This window comes from Sphingobacterium thalpophilum, assembly GCF_038396785.1.
GTDB lineage: Bacteria > Bacteroidota > Bacteroidia > Sphingobacteriales > Sphingobacteriaceae > Sphingobacterium > Sphingobacterium thalpophilum_A.
This window is the reverse complement of the sequence record NZ_CP151087.1, coordinates 1461570-1483067: the sequence shown is the minus strand read 5'-3', so window position 1 is coordinate 1483067 and position 21498 is coordinate 1461570. Positions and strand designations below refer to the sequence as shown.

At 41.7% G+C, this 21498-nt stretch carries 15 protein-coding genes; 11 read left to right on the top strand and 4 right to left on the bottom strand.

Annotated features, from left to right (window positions below):
• Nucleotides 1-199: 199 nt before the first annotated feature.
• Complete coding sequence (locus AACH28_RS06850) at nt 200-2797, bottom strand: DUF5686 and carboxypeptidase-like regulatory domain-containing protein (RefSeq protein WP_286754418.1); 2598 nt, start codon at nt 2795-2797, stop codon at nt 200-202.
• Nucleotides 2798-3098: 301 nt separating this feature from the next.
• Nucleotides 3099-4778: an RluA family pseudouridine synthase gene (locus AACH28_RS06845; RefSeq protein ID WP_286768266.1), complete on the bottom strand. Its 1680-nt coding sequence runs from the start codon at nt 4776-4778 to the stop codon at nt 3099-3101.
• A gap of 335 nt (nt 4779-5113) precedes the next feature.
• On the opposite strand from AACH28_RS06845, the gene AACH28_RS06840 reads away from it, so the two are divergent.
• The 9 genes from AACH28_RS06840 (at nt 5114) to AACH28_RS06800 (ending at nt 18552) form a co-directional block, all read left to right on the top strand.
• Nucleotides 5114-5587 carry a Dps family protein gene (locus AACH28_RS06840; RefSeq protein ID WP_070569738.1) on the top strand — a complete coding sequence of 158 codons (474 nt, stop codon included), beginning with the start codon at nt 5114-5116 and terminating at the stop codon, nt 5585-5587.
• A 148-nt stretch (nt 5588-5735) separates the two neighbouring features.
• Entirely contained in the window at nt 5736-8195 is a 2460-nt protein-coding gene (locus AACH28_RS06835) for a glycoside hydrolase family 31 protein (protein WP_286768265.1), read from the top strand.
• A 3-nt stretch (nt 8196-8198) separates the two neighbouring features.
• Nucleotides 8199-10157: a 1,4-alpha-glucan branching protein GlgB gene (gene glgB, locus AACH28_RS06830; RefSeq protein ID WP_286754421.1), complete on the top strand. Its 1959-nt coding sequence runs from the start codon at nt 8199-8201 to the stop codon at nt 10155-10157.
• A gap of 35 nt (nt 10158-10192) precedes the next feature.
• Nucleotides 10193-11605: a glycogen/starch synthase gene (locus AACH28_RS06825; protein WP_341832570.1), complete on the top strand. Its 1413-nt coding sequence runs from the start codon at nt 10193-10195 to the stop codon at nt 11603-11605.
• A 6-nt stretch (nt 11606-11611) separates the two neighbouring features.
• On the top strand, nt 11612-12895 hold the full coding sequence (locus tag AACH28_RS06820; protein ID WP_070569746.1) for a glucose-1-phosphate adenylyltransferase: 1284 nt from the start codon (nt 11612-11614) through the stop codon (nt 12893-12895).
• 164 nt (nt 12896-13059) lie between these two features.
• Nucleotides 13060-13821: a hypothetical protein gene (locus AACH28_RS06815; protein ID WP_139145087.1), complete on the top strand. Its 762-nt coding sequence runs from the start codon at nt 13060-13062 to the stop codon at nt 13819-13821.
• Nucleotide 13822: 1 nt separating this feature from the next.
• Complete coding sequence (locus AACH28_RS06810) at nt 13823-14605, top strand: zinc-dependent peptidase (RefSeq protein WP_070569750.1); 783 nt, start codon at nt 13823-13825, stop codon at nt 14603-14605.
• Nucleotides 14606-14734: 129 nt separating this feature from the next.
• On the top strand, nt 14735-16516 hold the full coding sequence (locus AACH28_RS06805; protein WP_341832569.1) for a glycoside hydrolase domain-containing protein: 1782 nt from the start codon (nt 14735-14737) through the stop codon (nt 16514-16516).
• Between the two features lie 302 nt (nt 16517-16818).
• Nucleotides 16819-18552 (top strand): thiamine pyrophosphate-dependent enzyme, encoded by a 1734-nt coding sequence (locus AACH28_RS06800; protein WP_070569752.1) that lies wholly within the window; start codon nt 16819-16821, stop codon nt 18550-18552.
• 153 nt (nt 18553-18705) lie between these two features.
• Here AACH28_RS06800 and AACH28_RS06795 read toward each other — a convergent pair whose 3' ends face one another.
• A complete protein-coding gene (locus AACH28_RS06795; RefSeq protein WP_112374468.1) occupies nt 18706-18894 on the bottom strand; it encodes a hypothetical protein in 189 nt (62 codons plus the stop codon).
• Between the two features lie 266 nt (nt 18895-19160).
• Here AACH28_RS06795 and AACH28_RS06790 point away from each other — a divergent pair, with 266 nt between their 5' ends.
• Nucleotides 19161-19649, top strand: coding sequence for a hypothetical protein (locus AACH28_RS06790; RefSeq protein WP_286768260.1), 489 nt, complete (start codon nt 19161-19163; stop codon nt 19647-19649).
• On the opposite strand, the gene AACH28_RS06785 is transcribed toward AACH28_RS06790, so the two are convergent.
• Nucleotides 19623-20015: a diacylglycerol kinase family protein gene (locus AACH28_RS06785; RefSeq protein ID WP_286768259.1), complete on the bottom strand. Its 393-nt coding sequence runs from the start codon at nt 20013-20015 to the stop codon at nt 19623-19625. The two genes, AACH28_RS06790 and AACH28_RS06785, sit on opposite strands and share 27 nt — an antisense overlap.
• Before the next feature lie 204 nt (nt 20016-20219).
• On the opposite strand from AACH28_RS06785, the gene AACH28_RS06780 reads away from it, so the two are divergent.
• Nucleotides 20220-21398, top strand: coding sequence for a MalY/PatB family protein (locus tag AACH28_RS06780; protein ID WP_286768258.1), 1179 nt, complete (start codon nt 20220-20222; stop codon nt 21396-21398).
• The last annotated feature ends 100 nt before the right edge of the window (nt 21399-21498 follow it).

The following is a 21498-nucleotide window of genomic DNA, read 5'->3' as shown; positions in this document are numbered from 1 at the left end:
GGTCGGAATCTGATCAACATCTGTACAACATCTGTTGTATCTCCGAATAAGGTACGAAGCAGGTATGAAGCTTTCCCCGCTATTTCGTCCAGAAATTGTTGGCGGGGGAGCCGATGTTGCGGAAGCCTAGAGCAAAAAAAGAAGCCCCGTCATTTATATGAACAGGGCTTCAAATTATACTATAAATTTATGGAAACTATTAGAAGTCAAATCTGACCCGCGCACGAATACCCCAAGCTGGTGCATCGACGTGATCAAGATAATTTAGACGTTTTACGTAGTCCACGCGTAATATTTTAAAAATGTTGGATAGACCGATACTGGCTTCCATATAAGGTTCTGAACCGAAGGTATAAGAACTCTGTACACCTTCTGCATTGTGCTGCCAAGTGAATACCTTTGAGCCATAGTTAGGATCGTCAGGATTGTTTTCCTTGCGCAGTCCGCCATATACACCTTTGAAGCTAAATACTTCACGTAATTTAAGCTTTTTGATCAATGGAATTTTATTCAACAGAAAACCGTTCATGTAATACTGCACGTTCAATGAGGCATTGTGGTCACTAACAAACTCCAGGAAGTTCATTAAGTTATACGAGTTCAATTGATAAGCATAGGTCTGATTGGCACGATGGATTGTCAAGAAAGGGAATGGGATCTCTTTACCTGCAATATAGTTGCCTTCAGCTGTTACGTCAGCAAATCCAAATTGACTAAAATAAAAGCGTTTGAATGCACCAACATTAAAGTTGTGATAATTGTATTCACCTTTAGCCAATCCTTTGATTCCAGCAGTATAATTGAACGTGAAGATCGGATATTGATTGAATATAGGTGTCCGGTAAATCTTGCCTTGATAGAACTCTTCATGTGGAGCATATCTGAAATTTACGGATACTTCTGTCGAGTTCAATTCATTAAACAGTCTACTTTCATTGTTGGCATCTACCATCTGGTAGGTAAGGCTTCCAGCAGGTGTTTGTCTGTTGATATTGAATGCCGCGCCAATAGCCAAGTGGTTTAAAAATTCTTTTTTATACTCTAAGCCGTAATTTGTCTCATAGATGTAACGGTCATTATCACCGCGTTTGAAAGACAGCAAGAAGTTGTCTTCCTGAATAAATTCCAGTTTTTGTCCTGGAATCTTCGTATCCTTTTTATAAGAGGCCCTGATGTAGTGCATTGGGAAGGAGTAGACCGATTTGTTGTTAAATGCGTAGGTACCGCTGAAAAAGTATTTCCATTTCTGATCTTTAAAACCATAGGCCGCATACGATTCAGCATAGAAACGCTTGCTTAGCGCTTCTGTTGTACGTCCGCCGACACGTAAACGGAAACCTTCTACGGGATTAAAGCTATAGAATGTATTGACTGGACCGATCTCAACTGGGCCGGCCTGTTTGTATCCTGACAGCAATAAGGCAGCGATATCCATGAACGAACGGAATGAAGGGATCTTTTGTAAGGTATCAATATTATGATAAATATTCAGTTCGTTTTGCGCAAGGACAAGCGGACGTTGTGTTTCAAACAATGTTTTAATCGCTTTCTTATTTTCTACATTATAGGCAATGACCGTAGATGGACCATCATAGGTACTATCAGGACGCTGAATGCCGACTTTGTAATTGTTGTAATCAACTGTACGACTTCCGCGGATCCCCATGCCTTTTTCCGTTAAAGAAAAATCGATACCCAGGGTACTTGTTTTTAGGTAGAAGCGACTTTTGCTGTCTTTCTCAAATTTAAGCTGTATCTGAAGGTCACGTACAAAGTTTAGATTGATATCATCGGCCACAGTCATATTGGCGCCCTGCACTGCATAATTGCCGTCTAGCGTCACATACAGTTGACCTTTAAATAACATGTCGGCCTTGTTGCGTGGAAAGAAGCTTAATTCGACCAACCAGGGTTGAACAGTCTTAATGGTATCCGTTATAAAAAACTTATAAAAAGTAGGAGCGGAATTAGCAATTGGACTTAAAAACTGATTGGTAACCAATGAAATGTTGTTGTCGTAAATATCAACTTGTTCGTACAGTTTATTGAAGTAGGCTGTCAGACCATCATTATCAATAAATCTAGGGTCAAATTGTGCCCGTTGGTCACCAAGGATATACTGTTTGGTTTTGCTTGGATCTTTACGGTAATATACCTTGGACATTTTTTCTTCAATAAAGGCAGGCAAAACATATTTGTTGGCTGTTTTAGCGGAGTCGTCCGTTTCAAAAAGAAATTGATAGTTTTTGAATATTTTTTTATTGACGAATTTCTCCGAAAGATTGCTCAGTCCTAAAGACATCTTCTCATACTGGTCAAATTCAGCATATTGTTGTCCTGAAAGTCTATTTTTCTCCTTATTCTCGATGACTTTTCGGATCAGTGCGACAGCAGGATTATCTTTGTTGCTGTATTTTTTCTTTGTGGCCTTGACAACAACTTCTTCCAGCATGTTGTCCTGTTGATCCATCAGAATTTCTTTTGTTTGCGTTGCATCATTCGTAACAAAAGCGTCTTTGCTGTCATACCCAATGTAACTTGCTCTGATTTTTACATACGATGTTGGAAAGACAAGTTTAAATTCACCATTTGCATTGGTCGACGTCGTGGTTCCAGCAGAAGCCGGAGCGCCAACGACGGCTACGGTAGCATAGGGTATAGGATTCTTGGTCTTTGCATCTTTAACTGTACCGGTTACGGTCTTGTTTTGGGCAAAAGCCATGGACACCGTTAGTACGAGCGTTATCGAAAGAAAGAGTTTAGTTATGAAGGTTGTTGCGTCTATTTTAGCTCTCATTATATTGCTATAATCTTGAAAATTCAAAATTGTTTTCCTGTTTCTACTTTATTTTTGACTTTATAGGTATTAAAATCAAAAAATCAGTGAACAAAGGAAACAAAAAATTAAGAATAATTAAAATTTTATTGTAATGTAATAAAGGAAAGTAGTTGAATTACATTTGTTTGTAAGTCTTTGTTTGTGAGTTGTTTATGTTAAATTATTGATTTGGGTCAATAATTTTCACATTACATTTTGACTTGGCGATGATTTTCCGCTACTTTATTTACTGACTTTTGTAACGATATAGTCAGCGCTATTAAAAATCTGGCTCGATTTCGAAGGTCATTTCTTTTTTGAAACGAGGGTGTATAAAGGTAATTGAAGCGGCATGAAGGTGTAATCTATTAGCTTTTTTGCCATAGAGATCGTCACCAACAATAGGTGTATTTAGCCCATTGGGGTGCACCGCATGCATGCGAAGCTGGTGGGTTCGGCCAGTCAAGGGATAAAACCTGACCCTCGTTTGATTATTCTCTATCGCAATTTTTTCCCATTTTGTCTGCGCTGGCTTGCCATAGGTGTAGCAGACCATTTGTCGGGGTCTATCATCCAGATCGACGCGAAGAGGGAGGTCGATCAAGCCGGATGGAGCTTCGATAATACCATCAAGTAAGGCAATGTATGTTTTTTTGATGGTATGCTGAATAAATTGATCCTGAATAAATTTATGCGCTTCTTTGTTTTTGGCAACAACCAATAGGCCGGATGTCGACATATCCAGGCGGTGGATAATAATCGGGCCTGCTTTTGGATAACGTTGAAGAATACGGTTGTAGACCGAATCCTTGACATATATTCCTGGTACAGAAAGAAATTCTGCTGGTTTGTTGATGATGATAATATCTTCATCCTCATAAATTTGAGGAAGTGCGATATCCAAGGTCGTTTCCTGCTGCATGGGATTCGGATCTACGACCAAGCCTTGGAGCATATACCCTAAAATCGGTTCACATTTTTTGCGGCATGCCGGATAGTAGTTTTTGTGCCTGCGTATTTCAGATGCAGGGGAGCAGCCCCACCAAAATTCGGCCAAAGCTAGGGGTGTTAACTGGTTTTCATATGCATATTGCAGCAGTTTTGGCGCAGCGCATTCCCCCGATCCCGCAGGCGGAGTTATCGTGTCAAATTCATGGAATATGTCGACGACATTCTTGCGTTGCCCTTTTGCATTGCGAAAATTATATTGTTCGAAAAGCTGTTTTTGCAGATTGCCTGAGCGTGTTTTGCGTTCCTCTTTTAGCGCGGTAATCGTAGATAGCAATTGTTGTAAATGGTTACTCTCTGTTTCCAGAGCCAAATGCATGTCATATTGAAAGCGCTGAAGCTGTTGTTTGTCTTTTAAACTCTGGCTCCGCATGTCTTCCATCAATAATTCATATTCCGCATCGGATAAACTGACCTTCAGTTTTGTACGGGTTTCTTTTCGTTCCTTCTTTTGGATTCTTAATTTCGATTTTAGCTCATCGAGCGACTTATCCCATTCATTTTTTAACCGGTCAAGATTACGCTGCGTGTCTGCTAGCTCTTCACTATTTTCAAGCCTTTCTATTTTGCGGTTCAGTGCATTGAGATGCACCTCTTCGTTTAGAAAAAAACTGTTTTCTTCCAACATATCGAATATTGGCGGTACAAAATAGCGGTGTTTGTTGCTTCCGGCCAGTTTTCCCGAAACAGCGGCAAGGTAGCCAAGCTCATTGTGTTGGTTTCTGACAACCAGCACACCGAACATTTTTCCAATAGCGAGGCCCTCCATGGCGCTGTCCAGGCCAAAATTGTGGGTCCAGTCCTCTTGTGTTTCGATGTAATATTGAAGTTCTTTTGCGGCGGTTACGGCAAGGGGGTGCGGTTCATAGCAAAATGGGAAGGTAAATCGTGTTGGAAGTTCAATCGCTGAAATATCCTGTTTGAATTTGTGAAAATAGGTATTGTTGTCCATGTTGTCCGCAGCTTTCCCTCAAAATAAAGATGTCTGCAAAAATACAACATTATGTGCTTTAAATAATAGCTTGATCGATTTTTGTTTAAAATGTTTCGTTCATAAGGTACAATCTAGGTCTTATCTGTTTCTACAAAGAACACTGTCGGTGCAGCCTTCGCTTTTCATTTTTCAGTCTAGCAAACGCTTTGCAGTAATACGAAATGTAAGTCTGGTTTGGTATAGTGGGGTGAGGTAATTGTTGTGAATTTGACTGGCTTTTATTTGGTTTTTACCGCATTTTTGGGTAAATTTAACTAAGCATTTAAAACATATAGTTAACAAAAGATTATAATATGAAAACTTCAATTGGAATTAAAGATGCGGACTTGAAAAAAGTTGCAAAGTTGCTAAATGTGCTGTTGGCAGATGAACACATTGTCTACATGAAGACGCGTAACGCGCATTGGAATGTGGAAGGTGCGGATTTTCATGCTGCTCACTTATTTTTGGAATCACAATACGATGAACTAGCTGAAGTGATCGATGAAGTAGCAGAACGTGTACGTACTTTAGGGCATTATGCGGTAGGTACCTTTGATAAATATTTGAAATTGACTCGTTTAACGGAGTCTACTTCAGAAAAAACCGACAGTCAGTCCTATTACAAAGAATTGTTGGCTGACCATGAAGCTATAGCGATGTCAATTCGTGCCGACATTTCTGTGGTTGAAGGCACTTCGGATAATGGTACGGAGGACTTTTTGGTTGGACTATTGGAAAAGCATGAAAAGATGGCCTGGATGCTTCGTGCGCATTTTGTTAAGTAAGCTGTAGAAGTTTATCCACAGGTATTGAAAAAAATCCCGTCTATCCCAATAGGCGGGATTTTTTTTTGTGTTTTGTTGTCAGCGCAGGATTAATTTTCTATCTTAAAGAGGAATTAAGCCTTCAGAAACTTTTTAACATATTACAATTATGCTTGAAGACGACAACCTAAATCAAACCACACTACATGAGGAGGAAAATGATGGTACTTTGGAGAGTATGCATCATGTGAATAATCCGGTATTGGATTTACCGAAAATTGAAAAGAAATACCTTGAAACGATAGTAGCCCACAATCAAAACGATAAGTCTTATTATTTTTCTGACGGCAAAGCCAAGGTAGAAATTAAGATCGTCACGGATGAGATCGTGCGAGTACGGCTGGCTCCACAAGGGACTTTTTTGGAGGATTTTTCGTATGCCTTGGCCAAGAAAGATCACCGCGTCAGTATACATCAATGCAAGGAAGAGGCAGATCATTATCTGGTGCATACGAATACTATTTCCTGTAAGATCAATAAGAATGATTTTTTGATTTCTTTTTCTGATCGCTCGGGTAAACTGTTCAATGCAGATTTGGCTCCGATGCACTGGGAGGAAAACCCTGATTTTGGAGGCTATTATGTATATAGCACAAAAGTGGCCTTTGAAAATGAAGCTTTTTATGGACTGGGGGACAAGGCCACTAAATTGAACCTGAGAGGTAAAAGACTTAAAAACTGGAATTCAGACACTTATGCTTTTGCTTACGATCAGGATCCACTTTATAAAACTATTCCGTTTTATATTGGTTTAAAAGATGGTGAAGCCTACGGTATATTCTTTGACAATACCTTTAAAACGTATTTTGATTTCGCCGCGGAAGATCCGGGAAAAACAAGCTTTTGGTCCGAAGGAGGGGAACTGCAGTACTACTACATCCATGGTCCACATATTATCGACGTCATCCGTCGCTATCATACGCTGACAGGTACACATTACCTGCCACCGCTGTGGGCAATTGGTTACCATCAGTGTCGCTGGAGTTATTATCCCGAAGCGAATGTCCGGAAGGTTGCTGAGGAGTTTCGGAAGCGACAGATCCCCTGTGATGCGATTTATCTTGATATCGATTACATGGAAGGATACCGCTGTTTTACCTGGAACAAGCAGTATTTTCCCAATCCTAAGAATATGATCAGCGATTTGGCCAATGATGGCTTTAAAACGGTGGTGATGATCGACCCGGGCATCAAGGTTGATGAGAACTACTGGGTGTTCAGGGAAGGAAAGGAAAATAGGTATTTCTGTCGCCGCGGGGATGATTATTTTATGGAAGGATTTGTGTGGCCGGGACGTTGTCAATTTCCTGATTTTACCAATCCGGAGGTTCGTCAATGGTGGGGCACCTTATATCAGGGCCTTGTGGAAGATGGCGTGGCTGGCTTCTGGAACGATATGAATGAACCGGCCGTATTTGGCCGCGGAACATTCCCCGACGATGTACGTCACCAATATGACGGGCATCGGGGTTCGCATCGTAAGGCACATAATATCTACGGCATGCAGATGGTCCGGGCAACCTATGATGGTTTAAAGAAATTGTATAAAAATAAACGGCCATTTACCATCACCCGAGCGGCTTATGCGGGAACACAACGCTATTCTTCGGTCTGGACCGGCGATAATTTGGCGAGTTGGGAACATCTCAAGTTGGGAACCTTGCAGTTACAGCGTTTGTCGACTTCGGGCATGTCCTTTTGTGGAACGGATATTGGTGGGTTTACGGGTGAACCCGACGGTGAGTTATTTACGCGATGGATGCAATTTGGCGTTTTCTCGCCTTTTATGCGTGTGCATTCCGCTGGCGATACCCGCGACCGGGAGCCCTGGAGTTTTGGGGAGGATTGGGAAAAGATCAATCGGAAATTTATCGAACTCCGTTATAAGTTGTTGCCGTATATCTATACCTGTTTTTGGGAGCAAACGAAGTATGGTTTTCCCATATTACGTCCGATTTCCATGGTCGAACAGCATATACCGACCAATTGGCAACGTGAGGAGGAATTCTGTTTTGGGGATAAAATATTGGTATCCCCAGTATTGCAGCCGGGACAAAAAAGCAAGATTGTCTATCTGCCTGAAGGTACTTGGTTTTATTATTTCAATAATGAAACCTACGTGGGCGGTAAAGAACATACTGTTCCTACGCCGATTGATGAGATGCCGATTTTCATTCGTGGGGGATCTGTTATCCCCGAATATCCAGTGATGCAATATACTGGTGAAAAGAAAATTGAGGAGCTGCAGCTCAATGTTTACTTCGCTGAAGGTGTAACCCGTTCGTATGTGTATTCGGATCATGGCGACACCTTTGCCTATGAGCAGGATATTTATCTTGAAAAATGCTTTACCGTATCGGGGCTCAAAGAATCCCTGTCGATTAAACAGACGCAAGATGGGCTTTTTACGGAGCGGTATGAGGAATATAAATTACAGTTAATCGGCTTGCCTTTTCAGGTTAAGAAGGTGAAGACTGATGGTATTGAGACAAAAGTACAAGTAGATGATAAGGGGCGGTATTGGATTAATGTCGCACGAGAATTTGATAACATATTGATAGAAGGTTAAAACATGACCAATGAAGTAATTCCGCATAGTCTATTTTCTGAATTTGATGTCGCCTTATTCCAGTCGGGTAAGCACTTCAAATTATACGAAAAGTTCGGTTCACACGAGCTGGAAGTCAATGGTGAAAAAGGCGTTTATTTTGCGGTTTGGGCTCCAAATGCAAAATCGGTCTTTGTAACCGGCAACTTCAATTTTTGGGATAAAGCGCGTCACGCGCTCTATGTGCGCTGGGATGGTAGCGGAATCTGGGAGGGATTTATTCCGGGGCTTGGCAATGGGGAGGCGTATAAGTATGTTATTGAGACTTATACTGGCGAACAACTTGAAAAAGGAGACCCCTTTGCTTTTCAGTGGGAGATCGCGCCAAAGACTGCTTCCATTGTTCATTCGACCTGGTTCGAGTGGCAGGATAAGCAATGGATGCAGGAAAGGGCTGTTAAAAACAGGCTGGATCAACCATGGTCTGTCTATGAAGTGCATTTAGGATCTTGGTCGCGGGATCCCGAAAGTCCGGATACTTTGCTCAACTACCGCGAAATCGCTGTGGCGCTCGTATCCTATGTGAAGGAAATGAATTTTACCCATGTAGAATTTATGCCCCTGATGGAACATCCCTATTACCCTTCTTGGGGATACCAGATAACGGGCTATTTTGCTGCGAGTTCACGCTACGGATCGGCACAAGATCTCATGTATCTGATTGAGGAGCTGCATGCCGCCGGGATAGGTGTATTGTTGGATTGGGTTCCTTCGCATTTTCCAGGTGACGCACATGGTCTTTATCGTTTTGACGGTACGAGCTTATACGAGCATGAAGATCCCCGTAAAGGGTTTCATCCCGATTGGCAATCCTATATTTTCAACTACGGACGTAATGAAGTGCGTTCTTTTTTGATCAGTAATGCATTTTATTGGTTGGATCGTTTTCATATCGATGGACTTCGGGTCGATGCGGTTGCTTCTATGCTCTATTTGGATTATAGTCGAAACGCAGGCGAGTGGATTGCCAATGAGTTTGGTGGAAATGAGAATCTTGAAGCGGTACAATTTTTAAAAGAACTGAATGAGGCCGTTTACGGACATTTCCCACATGTGCAGACCATCGCGGAAGAATCGACTTCCTGGCCGGGTGTCAGTCGCCCAACCTATGCTGGTGGATTGGGGTTTGGAATGAAATGGATGATGGGCTGGATGCATGACACATTGGATTATTTTAAAGAGGATCCGATTAATCGCAGCTATCATCATGATCGACTGACCTTTGCGACAGTATATGCTTTCCATGAAAATTTTATGCTACCGCTGTCACATGATGAGGTTGTCTACGGAAAGCATTCATTAATTTATAAGATGCCGGGCGATGAATGGCAAAAGTTTGCCAACCTGCGGGCATTGTATCTCTTTATGTATACTTTTTCGGGAACAAAATTGCTGTTTATGGGCGGAGAATTTGGGCAGACTTCGGAGTGGAATGTAAACCAATCGCTTGATTGGCATCTTTTGGAATTTGCGCCACACCAGGGTATGAAGCAATTTGTAGCCGACCTGAATACGATTTATAGGAGCCAACCAAGTCTTTACCAGAAGGCTTTTGACGCTTCGGGCTTTGAATGGATAGATGCTGGTGATCGTGAAAATTCGGTTGTGGTCTATTGGCGAAAGGGATTTGACGCCTGGGATGATACGGTTGTTGTACTTAACTTAACGCCTGTTGTTCGGGAACATTTCCGTATTGGTTTACCTTACGCTGGTGAATGGGAAGTGCTGTTGAATTCGGATGATTTGACCTATTTCGGTTCTGGAATACATCAGCTGCTCATTCATAGTGAACACCTGCATTGGATGAACCAGGTACAGTCTGCTCAAGTTCATTTACCTCCGCTTGGCGGATATATTTTGAAAAGGAAGAGAGCGGTAAAGGAAGTCAATCCCATTAAACAAGGCGAGCGTATCCCTGTATAAAATCTTGTTATTAAATCTCATGCTGTAAAAGAAGAATGAACGTATTTCACTTGAGTGTAGAATGTTATCCCGTGGCCAAAGTAGGTGGTCTCGCGGATGTCGTGGGCGCGCTGCCCAAATACCAAACCAAACTGGGATGGGAGGCGGCGGTTGTCATGCCTTGGTATGATCGTCCTTTTGTTAGGGATCATGCTTTTAGCCTAGTTCATGAAGGTACTTTTTATCAAGGATCTGAATTGCTGCGCTACAGTGTTTATAAGGAAGATCATCAGGTACTTGGATTTGAGCTCTACCTGATTAAGATTCCAGGTAAACTCGATCGGCAGGAGGTATATTGTTATCCGGATGAAGGCGAGCAGTTTATCGCCTTTCAACATGCTGTGTTGGCGTGGTTTAAGGATAAAAATATAGTACCTGATATCGTGCATTGCCATGATCATCATGTCGGTTTGATGCCTTTTTTGATGAGGTATAGCAATGACTATAACTTTCTTGCCGACGTTAAAACGGTGGGCACCGTCCACAATGGGCAGTATCAGGGCTGGACACATTGGAGCAAAGCTATTCTGTTGCCCGCTTTCGATAGTTGGAAATGGGGATTATTGGACTGGGATGGTTTAATTAATCCGCTTGCAGCCCTCATTAAATGTTGCGATGCGTACACAACGGTCTCCGAAGGTTATCTGGAAGAGCTTTATGTGGAAGCAAATGGTTTGCAGCAGCTGTTTTATGATGAGCGAAATAAATCTGTCGGTATTGTCAATGGAATTGACTGGGAAATCTGGGATCCTAAAATTGATTATACCTTGCTAGAAAACTACGATGCTGTACAAGCTTTTTCCGGAAAGTTGAAAAATAAGGAGGCTTTGGCGAAGCAGTATAAAATCAATCCAGATCGACCGTTACTTGTTTTTATCGGCCGATTGGCAACAGAAAAAGGAGCGGATTTACTTCCGGAGATAATTTTGGATTTGACGGAGAAATATCACGATAGATTAAGTATATTTATACTGGGTGCCGGAGACCCAGCGATCCAGTCACGTGTGAAATCACTCGTCGATGATGGAATTGATAATTTTGATGTGTTCTTTGGTTATGATGAAAATCTGGCCCATTGGCTTTATGCCAGTGCGGATTTTCTTTTAATGCCTTCCCGTGTTGAGCCCTGTGGACTTAATCAGCTCTATGCTATGAAGTACGGTACATTGCCGATCGTGCATCAGGTGGGGGGATTAAAAGATACGGTAATCGATCTGAAAAATGATGGCTACGGTATAGGTTTTGATAGTCTGACAATCACTGAAATTAGTGCAGCGATTGTTCGGGCTATAAATTTTTACGATAGTAAAAAGCAGTTTGAGGAGAATCAACGTAAAATGATGCAGTTGGATTTTTCTTGGGATAAATCTGCAGCGAAGTATATAAGTCTATATAACCAATTAATGTAATTTGATATGTCACGTCATAATGTAGTAGCTATCGTCTTGGGCGGAGGAAGGGGCTCACGTCTGTATCCATTGACCGATCAACGGTCTAAGCCAGCAGTTCCCATTGCCGGGAAATATCGCTTGGTGGACATTCCCATCTCGAATTGTCTTAATTCGGGTTTTAACAAGATTTTTGTGTTGACACAATTCAATTCTTCGTCGCTCAACTCCCACATTAAGAATACCTACAACTTTAGTATTTTTAGCAAGGGCTTTGTCGATATTCTGGCTGCTGAACAGACCAACGATGGCGACAAATGGTTCGAGGGTACGGCCGATGCCGTGCGACGATCGTTTCGGAAGCTGGCGAGTATTGATTATGACTATGTACTGATTTTATCAGGGGATCAGCTATATCAAATGGATTTTGATGCACTGGTTGACTTCCACGTCGAAAACGAAGGCGACCTGACCATTGCGACTATACCAGTAAACGCCAAAGATGCCACCGGTTTTGGTATACTGAAATCGGATGAAAAGAATCATATCACCTCTTTTATCGAGAAACCGAATAGCGAGCAGCTGGTAGACTGGAGTTCAGAAGTGAGCGATCATTTAAAGGGTGAGGGCAGAGAATTCCTGGCCTCTATGGGTATTTATGTTTTTTCAAAAGGCGTCCTGAAACGTATGCTTGAAGAGAATCGCGGAATGGATTTTGGTAAAGAAATTATTCCCGATGCCATTGATACAAGTCGGGTGCTTAGCTATCAATTTGAGGGCTATTGGACAGACATCGGTACCATAGGGTCTTTCTATGAAGCCAACATTGGTTTGACCGATAATATTCCGGCCTTCAATCTGTTTGATAAAAATACGGTTTTCACCCGTCCAAGGATGTTGCCGCCTTCTAAGATTTCGGGTACAACATTAATCAATTCGGTCATTTCGGATGGCTGTATTATCCAAGCTGATAAAATAGACCGTTCCGTCGTGGGCGTTCGTTCACGGATTGGTACAGGATCTGTTGTGCGCGGTACTTATATGATGGGATCAGATTATTACGAGGATCTCGTCGATATGGAGGAAGCAAAGCGTAAAAATATACCTGTGGTCGGTGTTGGAGAACGGTGTTATATTGAGAATGCTATTTTGGATAAAAATTGTCGTATCGGCAACGATGTCCGGATCAATGGTGGACCTCATTTGCTGAACGCCAATCACCCCACCTATACCATTTGTGACGGCATTGTTGTTATCAAAAAAAATGCTGTAATTCCAAATGGAACAACAATAGGATTGACAAGCTTATAAAATTTATAGAACAAGGGAGATAATATATTGTTATCATTTCATGTTATTCATATAAAAGTATCTTGAAAAGTAATTACCTGAAGTCAAATTTTGCCTTATACAGGCAAATTAACGTCAGATGGTATTGTCTTTGCTAGCAAAGAATAGATATTATAATGAATAGTATGCGATTGAGACAGATTATCTCCCTTTGTTTTGTGTTGTTTGTTCTTTTGGGCTGCCAAACGTCATTGATGGTTCAAGGTACAGGTGTCTTGCGTGATGCCTCACGAAAATTCGAGCTTCGCCATGGCGATCGATCAGTCGTTTATATTCCAATGCGGCATCTGGGTACGCGGGTGTACTATGATCAAATTCAGCGCGCTGTAGATTCCCTCCAACGTTCGGGCTATGTTGTTTTTTATGAAAGTATCGCCTATCAGGTGGATAGTGCGGCACAACGTGATCTGTATGACCGCAAATTTAGAAAACTTACAGGCAATCGGCTCGGGCTGCAGCAATGTATTGAAATACCGGGCGATACCTCCCGGGTTCTTCGGGCGCCCATGTACCGTAAACTGGGGCAACGAATCATCAGTCAGCCCGATTATTCCTTTTTCCTGGTGAATTATGAAACGGCGGTGAATGCGGATATTCCCAAAAATAAATTGCTTGACGAGTTTGAATACCTGTATGGTACGATCAAACTGGATGATTGTGATTACAAAACACCGCTCCAAGAACCTTATTCCTGTAAACCGATCAAAGCAGCCTTAAAGAACAAATTTGATAAAGAGTTTGTCATGAAAAAAAGGGAAGAAAACCTGGCATCATTAGTTGCTGACGCCCCACAGCAAAAGATTTTAATCTTATTCGGAACCTCACATTTTAAAGGCTTTTTGCGTAATTTGCAGGCTCGGGATCCCAAATGGATACAGATCAACTAATATGTTAGGAAAACTATTTATTATACTGCTTATACCAGTAACCATTTATGTTGTTTATTACCTGTTAAATCGTACGGCCAAAAACAGCAAAGCCATTAAACGTGTATTAAGCGATGAAGGAAAGGAAATTCTGGAAAAAGAAGTTGCCTATTACCGCAATCTGTCCGATGCGGATAAAATGGAATTTGAAACCCGCTGTTTAAAATTTTTGGATACAGTCAAAATTGAAGGTGTGGGCGTAGCGGTTGAGCTGAAAGATTATATGATGATTGCCGCCAGTGCAATTATCCCAATATTTGCCTTTAAGAAATGGACTTATCCCAATTTGACCAATATTATGGTTTATCCTTCCCAGTTCAATACAGCGTATGAATTTGAAGGCCATGCTGACCGAAATATAATGGGAATGGTAGGTGAGGGAGCCATGAACGGACAAATGATATTGTCCAAATCGGCATTGGAGTATGGTTTTAGGAACCCAAAAGATGGACAGAATACAGCGATACATGAATTTGTACACTTGATCGATAAAACCGATGGTACTGTGGATGGCATTCCAACACATCTGATGGATAAAGCTTCAGTCATTCCTTTTATGAATCTGATACGGGAAGAGATTGCCAAAATAAAGGCGAATAAATCTGATATTGATGTCTATGGCATGACCAATCCAGCCGAGTTTTTTGCAGTTGCGTCTGAATATTTCTTTGAGGACCCAGCGAAATTCAAGACCCATCATCCTGAACTGTATAAAGCACTTTCTGAAATTTTTGAACAAAGTTAGTTATAGATAAATAAAATTTTACTATTTTTAAGGCAAACAGAAGTTGTTTGCCTTTTTTCTGCGAGCACCCTGCTCCTGGGCTGGAAAGAAGATCATCGCTTCGCTAAAGTTTTGTTAATTATAACTGTTATGCCTAAAACTACAATTTATTCTTCTATTGCCCTGGCTTGTATGCTATTTTGCGGCAGTAATCCGGGATTTTCCCAGCAGCGTTTTGCTACAGGGACAACATTTACTGAAATGGCCGATCCGACAAAGGATACTTTATCCAACTGGTCGAATGTTAAAGCCGGCCTACATGCTTCGTTTGTATCGATAGACAAACGTTATCCCAAATCTGTCAATCCAAATCTGACAACACAACGTACGGCGACTGTAGATGCCTGGAAAGGTGAACAAGTATCGGCGCAAGTATTGTTATGGACCAGTGCTGCCACAGCGCATGTCGCTGTATCAGCAAGTGAATTAAAATCTACAACAGGCAAGGTGATTGGCAGCGATGCGGTACAAGCGCGTTTTGTTCGTTATGTCATGACTGATGAATTTGCAAGTGGCTGTGGCCATCGTAAGCCAGAAGATTTTAAAGCTTCTCTTTCGGCAGATATGTTGGATGATCTCAAAAGCTATGAACTTGAAGCGAAGAAAGTCCGTCCTGTATGGATTACCGTAAAGGTTCCCAAGGAAGCTGCAGCTGGACAATATAAAACGACAATTTCGGTTCAGCAAAATGGCAAGGTGAAAGAGCAATTACAGCTTATCGTCAATGTTCAAAATCATGTGCTGCCGCCATCGTCGCAGTGGACTTATCATTTGGACCAATGGCAGCATCCTTCTGCTGTGGCTCGGGTCAATAATGTGAAGATGTGGAGCGATGAACATTTTGAAGCGTTGAAGCCGACCATGAAACAGCTTGCAGCTGCTGGGCAAAAAGTGATTACAGCGACTTTAAATAAGGATGCGTGGAACGTACAGACCTATGATCCCTATGCGGATATGATCACCTGGAAGAAAGCAAAAGACGGTTCCTGGGCTTATGATTATTCTGTTTTTGATCGATGGGTAAACTTTATGATGGATCTAGGGGTCAACAAACAGATCAATTGCTATTCGCTTTTACCATGGAACAACGAGGTACATTATTTCGATGAGAGCAAAAATGAACTGGTCAATGTGATTGCAAAACCCGGTACAGCAATATTTGAGGAGCTATGGACGCCTTTCTTAAAGGATTTTAGTAAGCATATTACCGCAAAGGGCTGGTTAAAGATTACCAATATTGCGATGGATGAAAGAGGCCGGGAAGAAATGGATCCAGCGATCGCCTTATTGGAAAAAGTAGCGCCCGAATTTGGTGTTGCATTTGCTGATAATCACAAAAGCTACCAACGCTATCATAAGAGTACAGATATCAGCGTCGCCGCTGGCGATCCTTTTGATCAGAACGATCTTATTGAGCGACGTAAAAAAGGATATATCACGACATTTTATGTGTGCTGTTCGGACGAATTTCCAAATCAATTTACGTTCTCGGATCCAGCAGAATCCACCTATATGGCTTGGTATGCGCTGGCGGCAGGTTTCGATGGGGCACTGCGTTGGGCATTCAACTCCTGGGTGAAGGATCCACTGCATGATTCAAGGTTCCGTACGTGGCCGGCAGGAGACACCTATATCGTTTATCCGCAAGGAAGAAGCTCTATCCGTTACGAGCGTATGTTGGAAGGTATTCAGGATTATACCAAAGTCGGCATTCTGAAAGCCAAGTTGGAGAAGTCAAAAGATCAAGCCAACCTAGCGAAGCTAAATGCAAAAATTGCAAAATTAAATACCGCAAAACGCTATGCGGACTGGAATAAAGATCTCAATGATGCAAAGCGTTTTGTCGATGAATTGTCGCGACAAATCAACTAAGGATTTATCCAAGCTATCATTTTAAAAAAGCTGTTTCAATGAATTTGAAACAGCTTTTTTTGTTGAATACAATTTCTTTTTATTTCAAGTATAGCGAATTGTTGGCTTTAATTTGAGCTCAGTGTATACCTGCTCCCAATTGAGGCTGTTATTGCACATTCGACCAGATTATACGCTTGGGAAACGACAGACCTGTTCAGCTAATGTCCCAAACCATTACGCTACATTATTGTTGTTATTAAATAGCGGCAATATAATTTGCACGATGCCGCTATCACAAAATCTTAAATTATAGTATAAGTATGAAAAATGTAGCACACCAGATTGTGGGTCTTTTAAAGGATGCGGGAATTCAGCGTATTTATGCCGTAACGGGCGATAGTTTAAATTTTTTCAACGAAGCTGTTCATGCAGATGGAACGATGCAATGGATACATGTCAGGCATGAGGAAGTGGGGGCATTTGCTGCAACGGCAGAAGCTGATTTGCACGGGATCGCCTGTTGTGCGGGAAGCAGTGGGCCAGGGCATGTGCATCTGATCAATGGTGTTTATGAAGCACACAAGACACGTGTACCCATGCTTGTGATCGCATCAACATGTGCTACCTACGAATTTGGAACCGATTATTTTCAAGAAACCAATCCAATCAAACTGTTTGATGATTGTTCTTGCTACAACCAAATGATCACTCGGCCGGAGCAGGTGCAACGTATGGTGCAAAATGCATTACAACAGGCTATCTCTAAACGGGATGTTGCAGTTATCGGCCTACCTGGTGACGTATCAGAAATGGAAGCGGTTCAAATGAATACTTCAACGAAGGTGTTTTTTACTGAGCCGCAAATTAGACCTTCGGAGATGGAAATTGGGCGATTGGCACAATATATCAATCAGGCAGAAAAGATAACCTTGTTCTGTGGTGTGGGCGCCAAGAAAGCACAGCAGCAAATCGTAGCGTTATCACAAAAGATCCATGCGCCAGTTGGTTATTCATTTAAAGCAAAGTTGGATATTCAACGCGACAATCCCAATGAAATCGGGATGACAGGACTTCTAGGAATGGCTTCGGCTTTTCAAAGTATGCATCATTCCGATCTTATTTTACTTTTAGGGACTGATTTTCCTTATAAGGATTTTATACCGACCAACAAAACTATTATCCAGATTGATATTGAAGGTGAAAAGCTAGGGCGCAGATCCATCGTAGACTATGGGCTTGTTGGCGATATTGAACATACCTTAAAAGCGGTATTGCCCTTTGTAGAAGCGCGTTCGGATACGAAATTTCTGGAGAAGCAGCTTGCTTCTTATGAAAAGGTCAAGGAAGATCTCATGACGTATGTGGAGGATTCAGGCAGCGAATGCGCAATACAGCCAGAATTTGTCGCTCATACCATTGATCAGAAAGCCAATGATGATGCGATTTTCTTGCTTGATACCGGGATGTGCTGTGTTTGGGGAGCACGTTATATTAATCAGCGAAAGGATCGAATCATGCTGGGGTCTTTCAATCATGGGTCTATGGCTAATGCCATGCCAATGGCTATTGGAGCTGCATTGACACATCCTGAGCGCCAGGTTATTGCTTTTTGTGGCGATGGAGGCCTATCCATGTTGTTGGGGGATCTGGCAACAATAAAACAATATAACTTACCGATCAAAATCATCGTCTTCAACAATCGTGCACTTGGTATGGTTAAATTGGAGATGCAGGTATCAGGTCTTAAAGATCAGGAAACTAATATGGTCAATCCAGATTTTGCGATGATCGCCCAGGCGATGGGCATACGTGCATTTACGGTGACTCAACCCCAGGAGGTGGATGGTGTTATCCATGAGGCTTTTGGGATTGTCGATGAGCCTGTCCTAATTGATCTATATACCAATCCCAATGCATTGGCTATGCCACCCAAGATATCCTTCAGTCAAATGAAAGGGATGACAGAAAGTATGGCAAAATTAATGTTGTCGGGTAATTTCGAAGAGGTGTGGGATACCATTAAGTCGAACTATAAACATTTGAAATCGCTTTGATCCCTTGTGACGGCGAATTATTGAATATATTTAAAGCCCCTAGAAGCATAAAGCAGAGGGGCTTATTTTGTGTTAAAAGTGACTTGAATGTGTGGCGGTCAGACCATAAGAGGCTGATCGGCGGATAGTCGAAATTTGAAGGAAAATGTTATCTCAACATTGACGTTGAACAAACCAAAGGCTTTTAAGTAATTCTTCTTTACAGCGTCTGAGTTTTTCAATTTTGGATTCGGAAGGAATCGTAACTTGCTCTTTAACAATAATAGCCAAGTCTGTTTCAATGGACAATTTTGTGAGTGATGTACATCCACTATCAAATTTCTTAAAGCTTACATCTTTCATACTAATATTGGTTAAGAATTCCTGAATTTTATAATGTACAATTTACTAATAAAAATTAGCTTTACAATAAGCCTACGATAATTTTATTGTTACTAAATTGTTTATTTTTAATAGCTTATATCGTGCTAAAATAGTAGACTGCTATCTAACTTATAAACAATATTCGCTTGCTTTTTGTTTTTTGAATTTGAAAATTTTAAATGGTAGTTATTTAAAACAAAAATTCTTTTGAATTGCTATCTATACGATCAAACAAAAAATAGACGATGAGAATAATCAATTTCGGATTTATAGCGTTGCTGTGTTGTGCGGGCTGCCATCAGGAACAAAAAAAACAAGTTACTTCATCGAAACGCAATGATACTGTTCAAACTACTCAACCGTTGGATACCGCGGGGTTTCTTAGTGGAAAGAGTACATATCAGTACCTTAAAAATGGCGATACCATTTCACTGTCAATCACTGTTGATGGAGAAAAGGTGCATGGTGATCTTAGCTATGCCTGGAAGGAAAAAGATCGTAATAGCGGACACATTGATGGGCTATTGAAGGCGGGGATTTTAACGGCCGATTATACTTTTTCTTCTGAAGGACAAGAATCGGTCCGTCAGGTGATATTTAAATTATCTAAAGCTCGTGCAATGGAAGGTTATGGTGCGATGGAGGAGAAAGCTGGAAAAATGTCTTTTGTTGATCCGAAGAAGATTGCATTTGATGAGAAATTCGCGTTAGAAAATGTAACGAAGGGCCAATGAGATCAGCTTGGGGGTAAAAATTAATAGGCCGATCAATAGCGCGGTGATGCTGCTTATCATCACTGCCGTTGCGGCGACATCTTTCATCTTTTTGATGTTTGGGTTATGTTCTGGACAGATAAAGTCAGCCATATTTTCCAATGCAGTATTTAACAACTCACAGACGAATACAAAACCAATGGCAAAGAGTACAGCAATCCATTCGTGGGTACTGATGTGAAGCACAACGGATAGCAGTATGGCCATAATGGCCGCTATACAATGCACCCTGAAATTATGTTCTTCCTGCCAGGCTGTTTTCAACCCACTGAAAGCATAGTGAAAACTCTTTAATCTGGCACGGAATGAAAAGTTGTTTTTGGCCATAGTTGTCATGCTATTTTCTGTAAAGATAGCGCTTTCTGCTTATCCAGGTATACTGGATTTTTTTATTGCATGTTGTCTATGATGTCCGTCGAGTTTTGTTATGTATATTAGCCTTCACTAGGTAATTTATCGTGCGATCTGAACCCCCTTTTACTTTATCATATTTTTTTTGCAAATGCCTCCTAATTTTAATTAAATTGCTGTATGATCTATAATTTTGACAAAACGATTGTTCGTCGTGGTACCGATTCGGTCAAATGGAATCAACACGATTATGCCGATTTGATTCCACTCTGGGTTGCGGATATGGACTTTCCAGCAGCACAACCAGTCGTGGATGCACTTGCGCAACGGGTTCAACATGCGGTATATGGTTATGCTACGATTCCAGCTGCTTTTTACAGCGCAGTGATGAGCTGGTCCTCACAGCGGCATAAATTTGTACTTCAACCGGAATGGATACTTCCAGTTATCGGTGTGGTACCGGCGCTTTCGGCTTTGGTAAGCGCATTGACATCACCCGGAGATAAGGTTTTGGTGCAAGAGCCTGTATATCATTGTTTTTTTTCTTCCATAGAACGCAATCAAGCCCAGGTGGTTTCCAATGACCTGATTTATCGTAATGGCGAGTATACGATCGATTTTGAGGATTTTGAGCATAAAGCAAGTGATCCGAAAGTCAAGTTATTTATTTTATGTAGCCCACATAACCCGGCTGGGCGAGTTTGGACCCGAGCTGAGCTTGAACGTCTTGGTGAAATCTGTTTGCGACACCAAGTTTTAGTCATTTCGGATGAAATTCACTGCGATCTGGTATTTGAAGGCTATACACATATTCCTTTTGGAAGTATCAGTGCAGCCTTTTTGGCGAATTCGATTACCTGTGTAGCACCGAGTAAAACCTTTAATTTGGCGGGATTGCAGGTCGCTACAGTTCTCGTGGCCGATCCTGAACTCAAGAGGAAGGTGCAACAGGCTTTCTTAGCTAATGAGATCAGTAGCATAAGCCCCTTTGCCATTACGGGCTTGATCGCTGCGTATGAGTGGGGCTGGGAATGGTTGGATCAGGCTTTAAGCTACATCCATGCAAATTATCTGTATTTGAAAGGCTTTATGAACGAACATCTGCCTGCTTTGCATGTGCTTCCTTTGGAGGGTACTTATCTGGTATGGGTAGATTGCGCCGCTTTGGGGATTTCAAGTCGAAAATTGGGAAAGCTCTTATTGGATGAAGCGCATGTGCAGGTGAATGTAGGTGCGATGTACGGGAAGGGGAGTGATGACTTTATTCGCCTCAACATTGCTTGTTCGAGGGAGGTATTGACAACAGGTTTGTTGCGTTTGAAGACTGTTTTCTCTTCTTTGCTCCAAGGGGCAAAATAGTAAGCGAAGCTATTCTGAGTTAGATGAATAGGTTCTGATTTACGGTGATTCTCCGTTCATAGTGGCATGCCGCCGGGCGAATCGGAAATAGCGTGGTGAA

Bases quoted from the DNA above. Each gene is read 5' to 3' on its own strand.
- AACH28_RS06795 (WP_112374468.1), bottom strand. From the start codon at position 18,894: ATGAAAGATGTAAGCTTTAAGAAATTTGATAGTGGATGTACATCACTC.
- AACH28_RS06825 (WP_341832570.1), top strand. From the start codon at position 10,193: ATGAACGTATTTCACTTGAGTGTAGAATGTTATCCCGTGGCCAAAGTA.
- AACH28_RS06810 (WP_070569750.1), top strand. From the start codon at position 13,823: ATGTTAGGAAAACTATTTATTATACTGCTTATACCAGTAACCATTTAT.
- AACH28_RS06845 (WP_286768266.1), bottom strand. From the start codon at position 4,778: ATGGACAACAATACCTATTTTCACAAATTCAAACAGGATATTTCAGCG.
- glgB (WP_286754421.1), top strand. From the start codon at position 8,199: ATGACCAATGAAGTAATTCCGCATAGTCTATTTTCTGAATTTGATGTC.
- AACH28_RS06815 (WP_139145087.1), top strand. From the start codon at position 13,060: ATGCGATTGAGACAGATTATCTCCCTTTGTTTTGTGTTGTTTGTTCTT.
- AACH28_RS06840 (WP_070569738.1), top strand. From the start codon at position 5,114: ATGAAAACTTCAATTGGAATTAAAGATGCGGACTTGAAAAAAGTTGCA.
- AACH28_RS06785 (WP_286768259.1), bottom strand. From the start codon at position 20,015: ATGGCCAAAAACAACTTTTCATTCCGTGCCAGATTAAAGAGTTTTCAC.
- AACH28_RS06820 (WP_070569746.1), top strand. From the start codon at position 11,612: ATGTCACGTCATAATGTAGTAGCTATCGTCTTGGGCGGAGGAAGGGGC.
- AACH28_RS06800 (WP_070569752.1), top strand. From the start codon at position 16,819: ATGAAAAATGTAGCACACCAGATTGTGGGTCTTTTAAAGGATGCGGGA.
- AACH28_RS06805 (WP_341832569.1), top strand. From the start codon at position 14,735: ATGCCTAAAACTACAATTTATTCTTCTATTGCCCTGGCTTGTATGCTA.
- AACH28_RS06835 (WP_286768265.1), top strand. From the start codon at position 5,736: ATGCTTGAAGACGACAACCTAAATCAAACCACACTACATGAGGAGGAA.
- AACH28_RS06790 (WP_286768260.1), top strand. From the start codon at position 19,161: ATGAGAATAATCAATTTCGGATTTATAGCGTTGCTGTGTTGTGCGGGC.
- AACH28_RS06780 (WP_286768258.1), top strand. From the start codon at position 20,220: ATGATCTATAATTTTGACAAAACGATTGTTCGTCGTGGTACCGATTCG.
- AACH28_RS06850 (WP_286754418.1), bottom strand. From the start codon at position 2,797: ATGAGAGCTAAAATAGACGCAACAACCTTCATAACTAAACTCTTTCTT.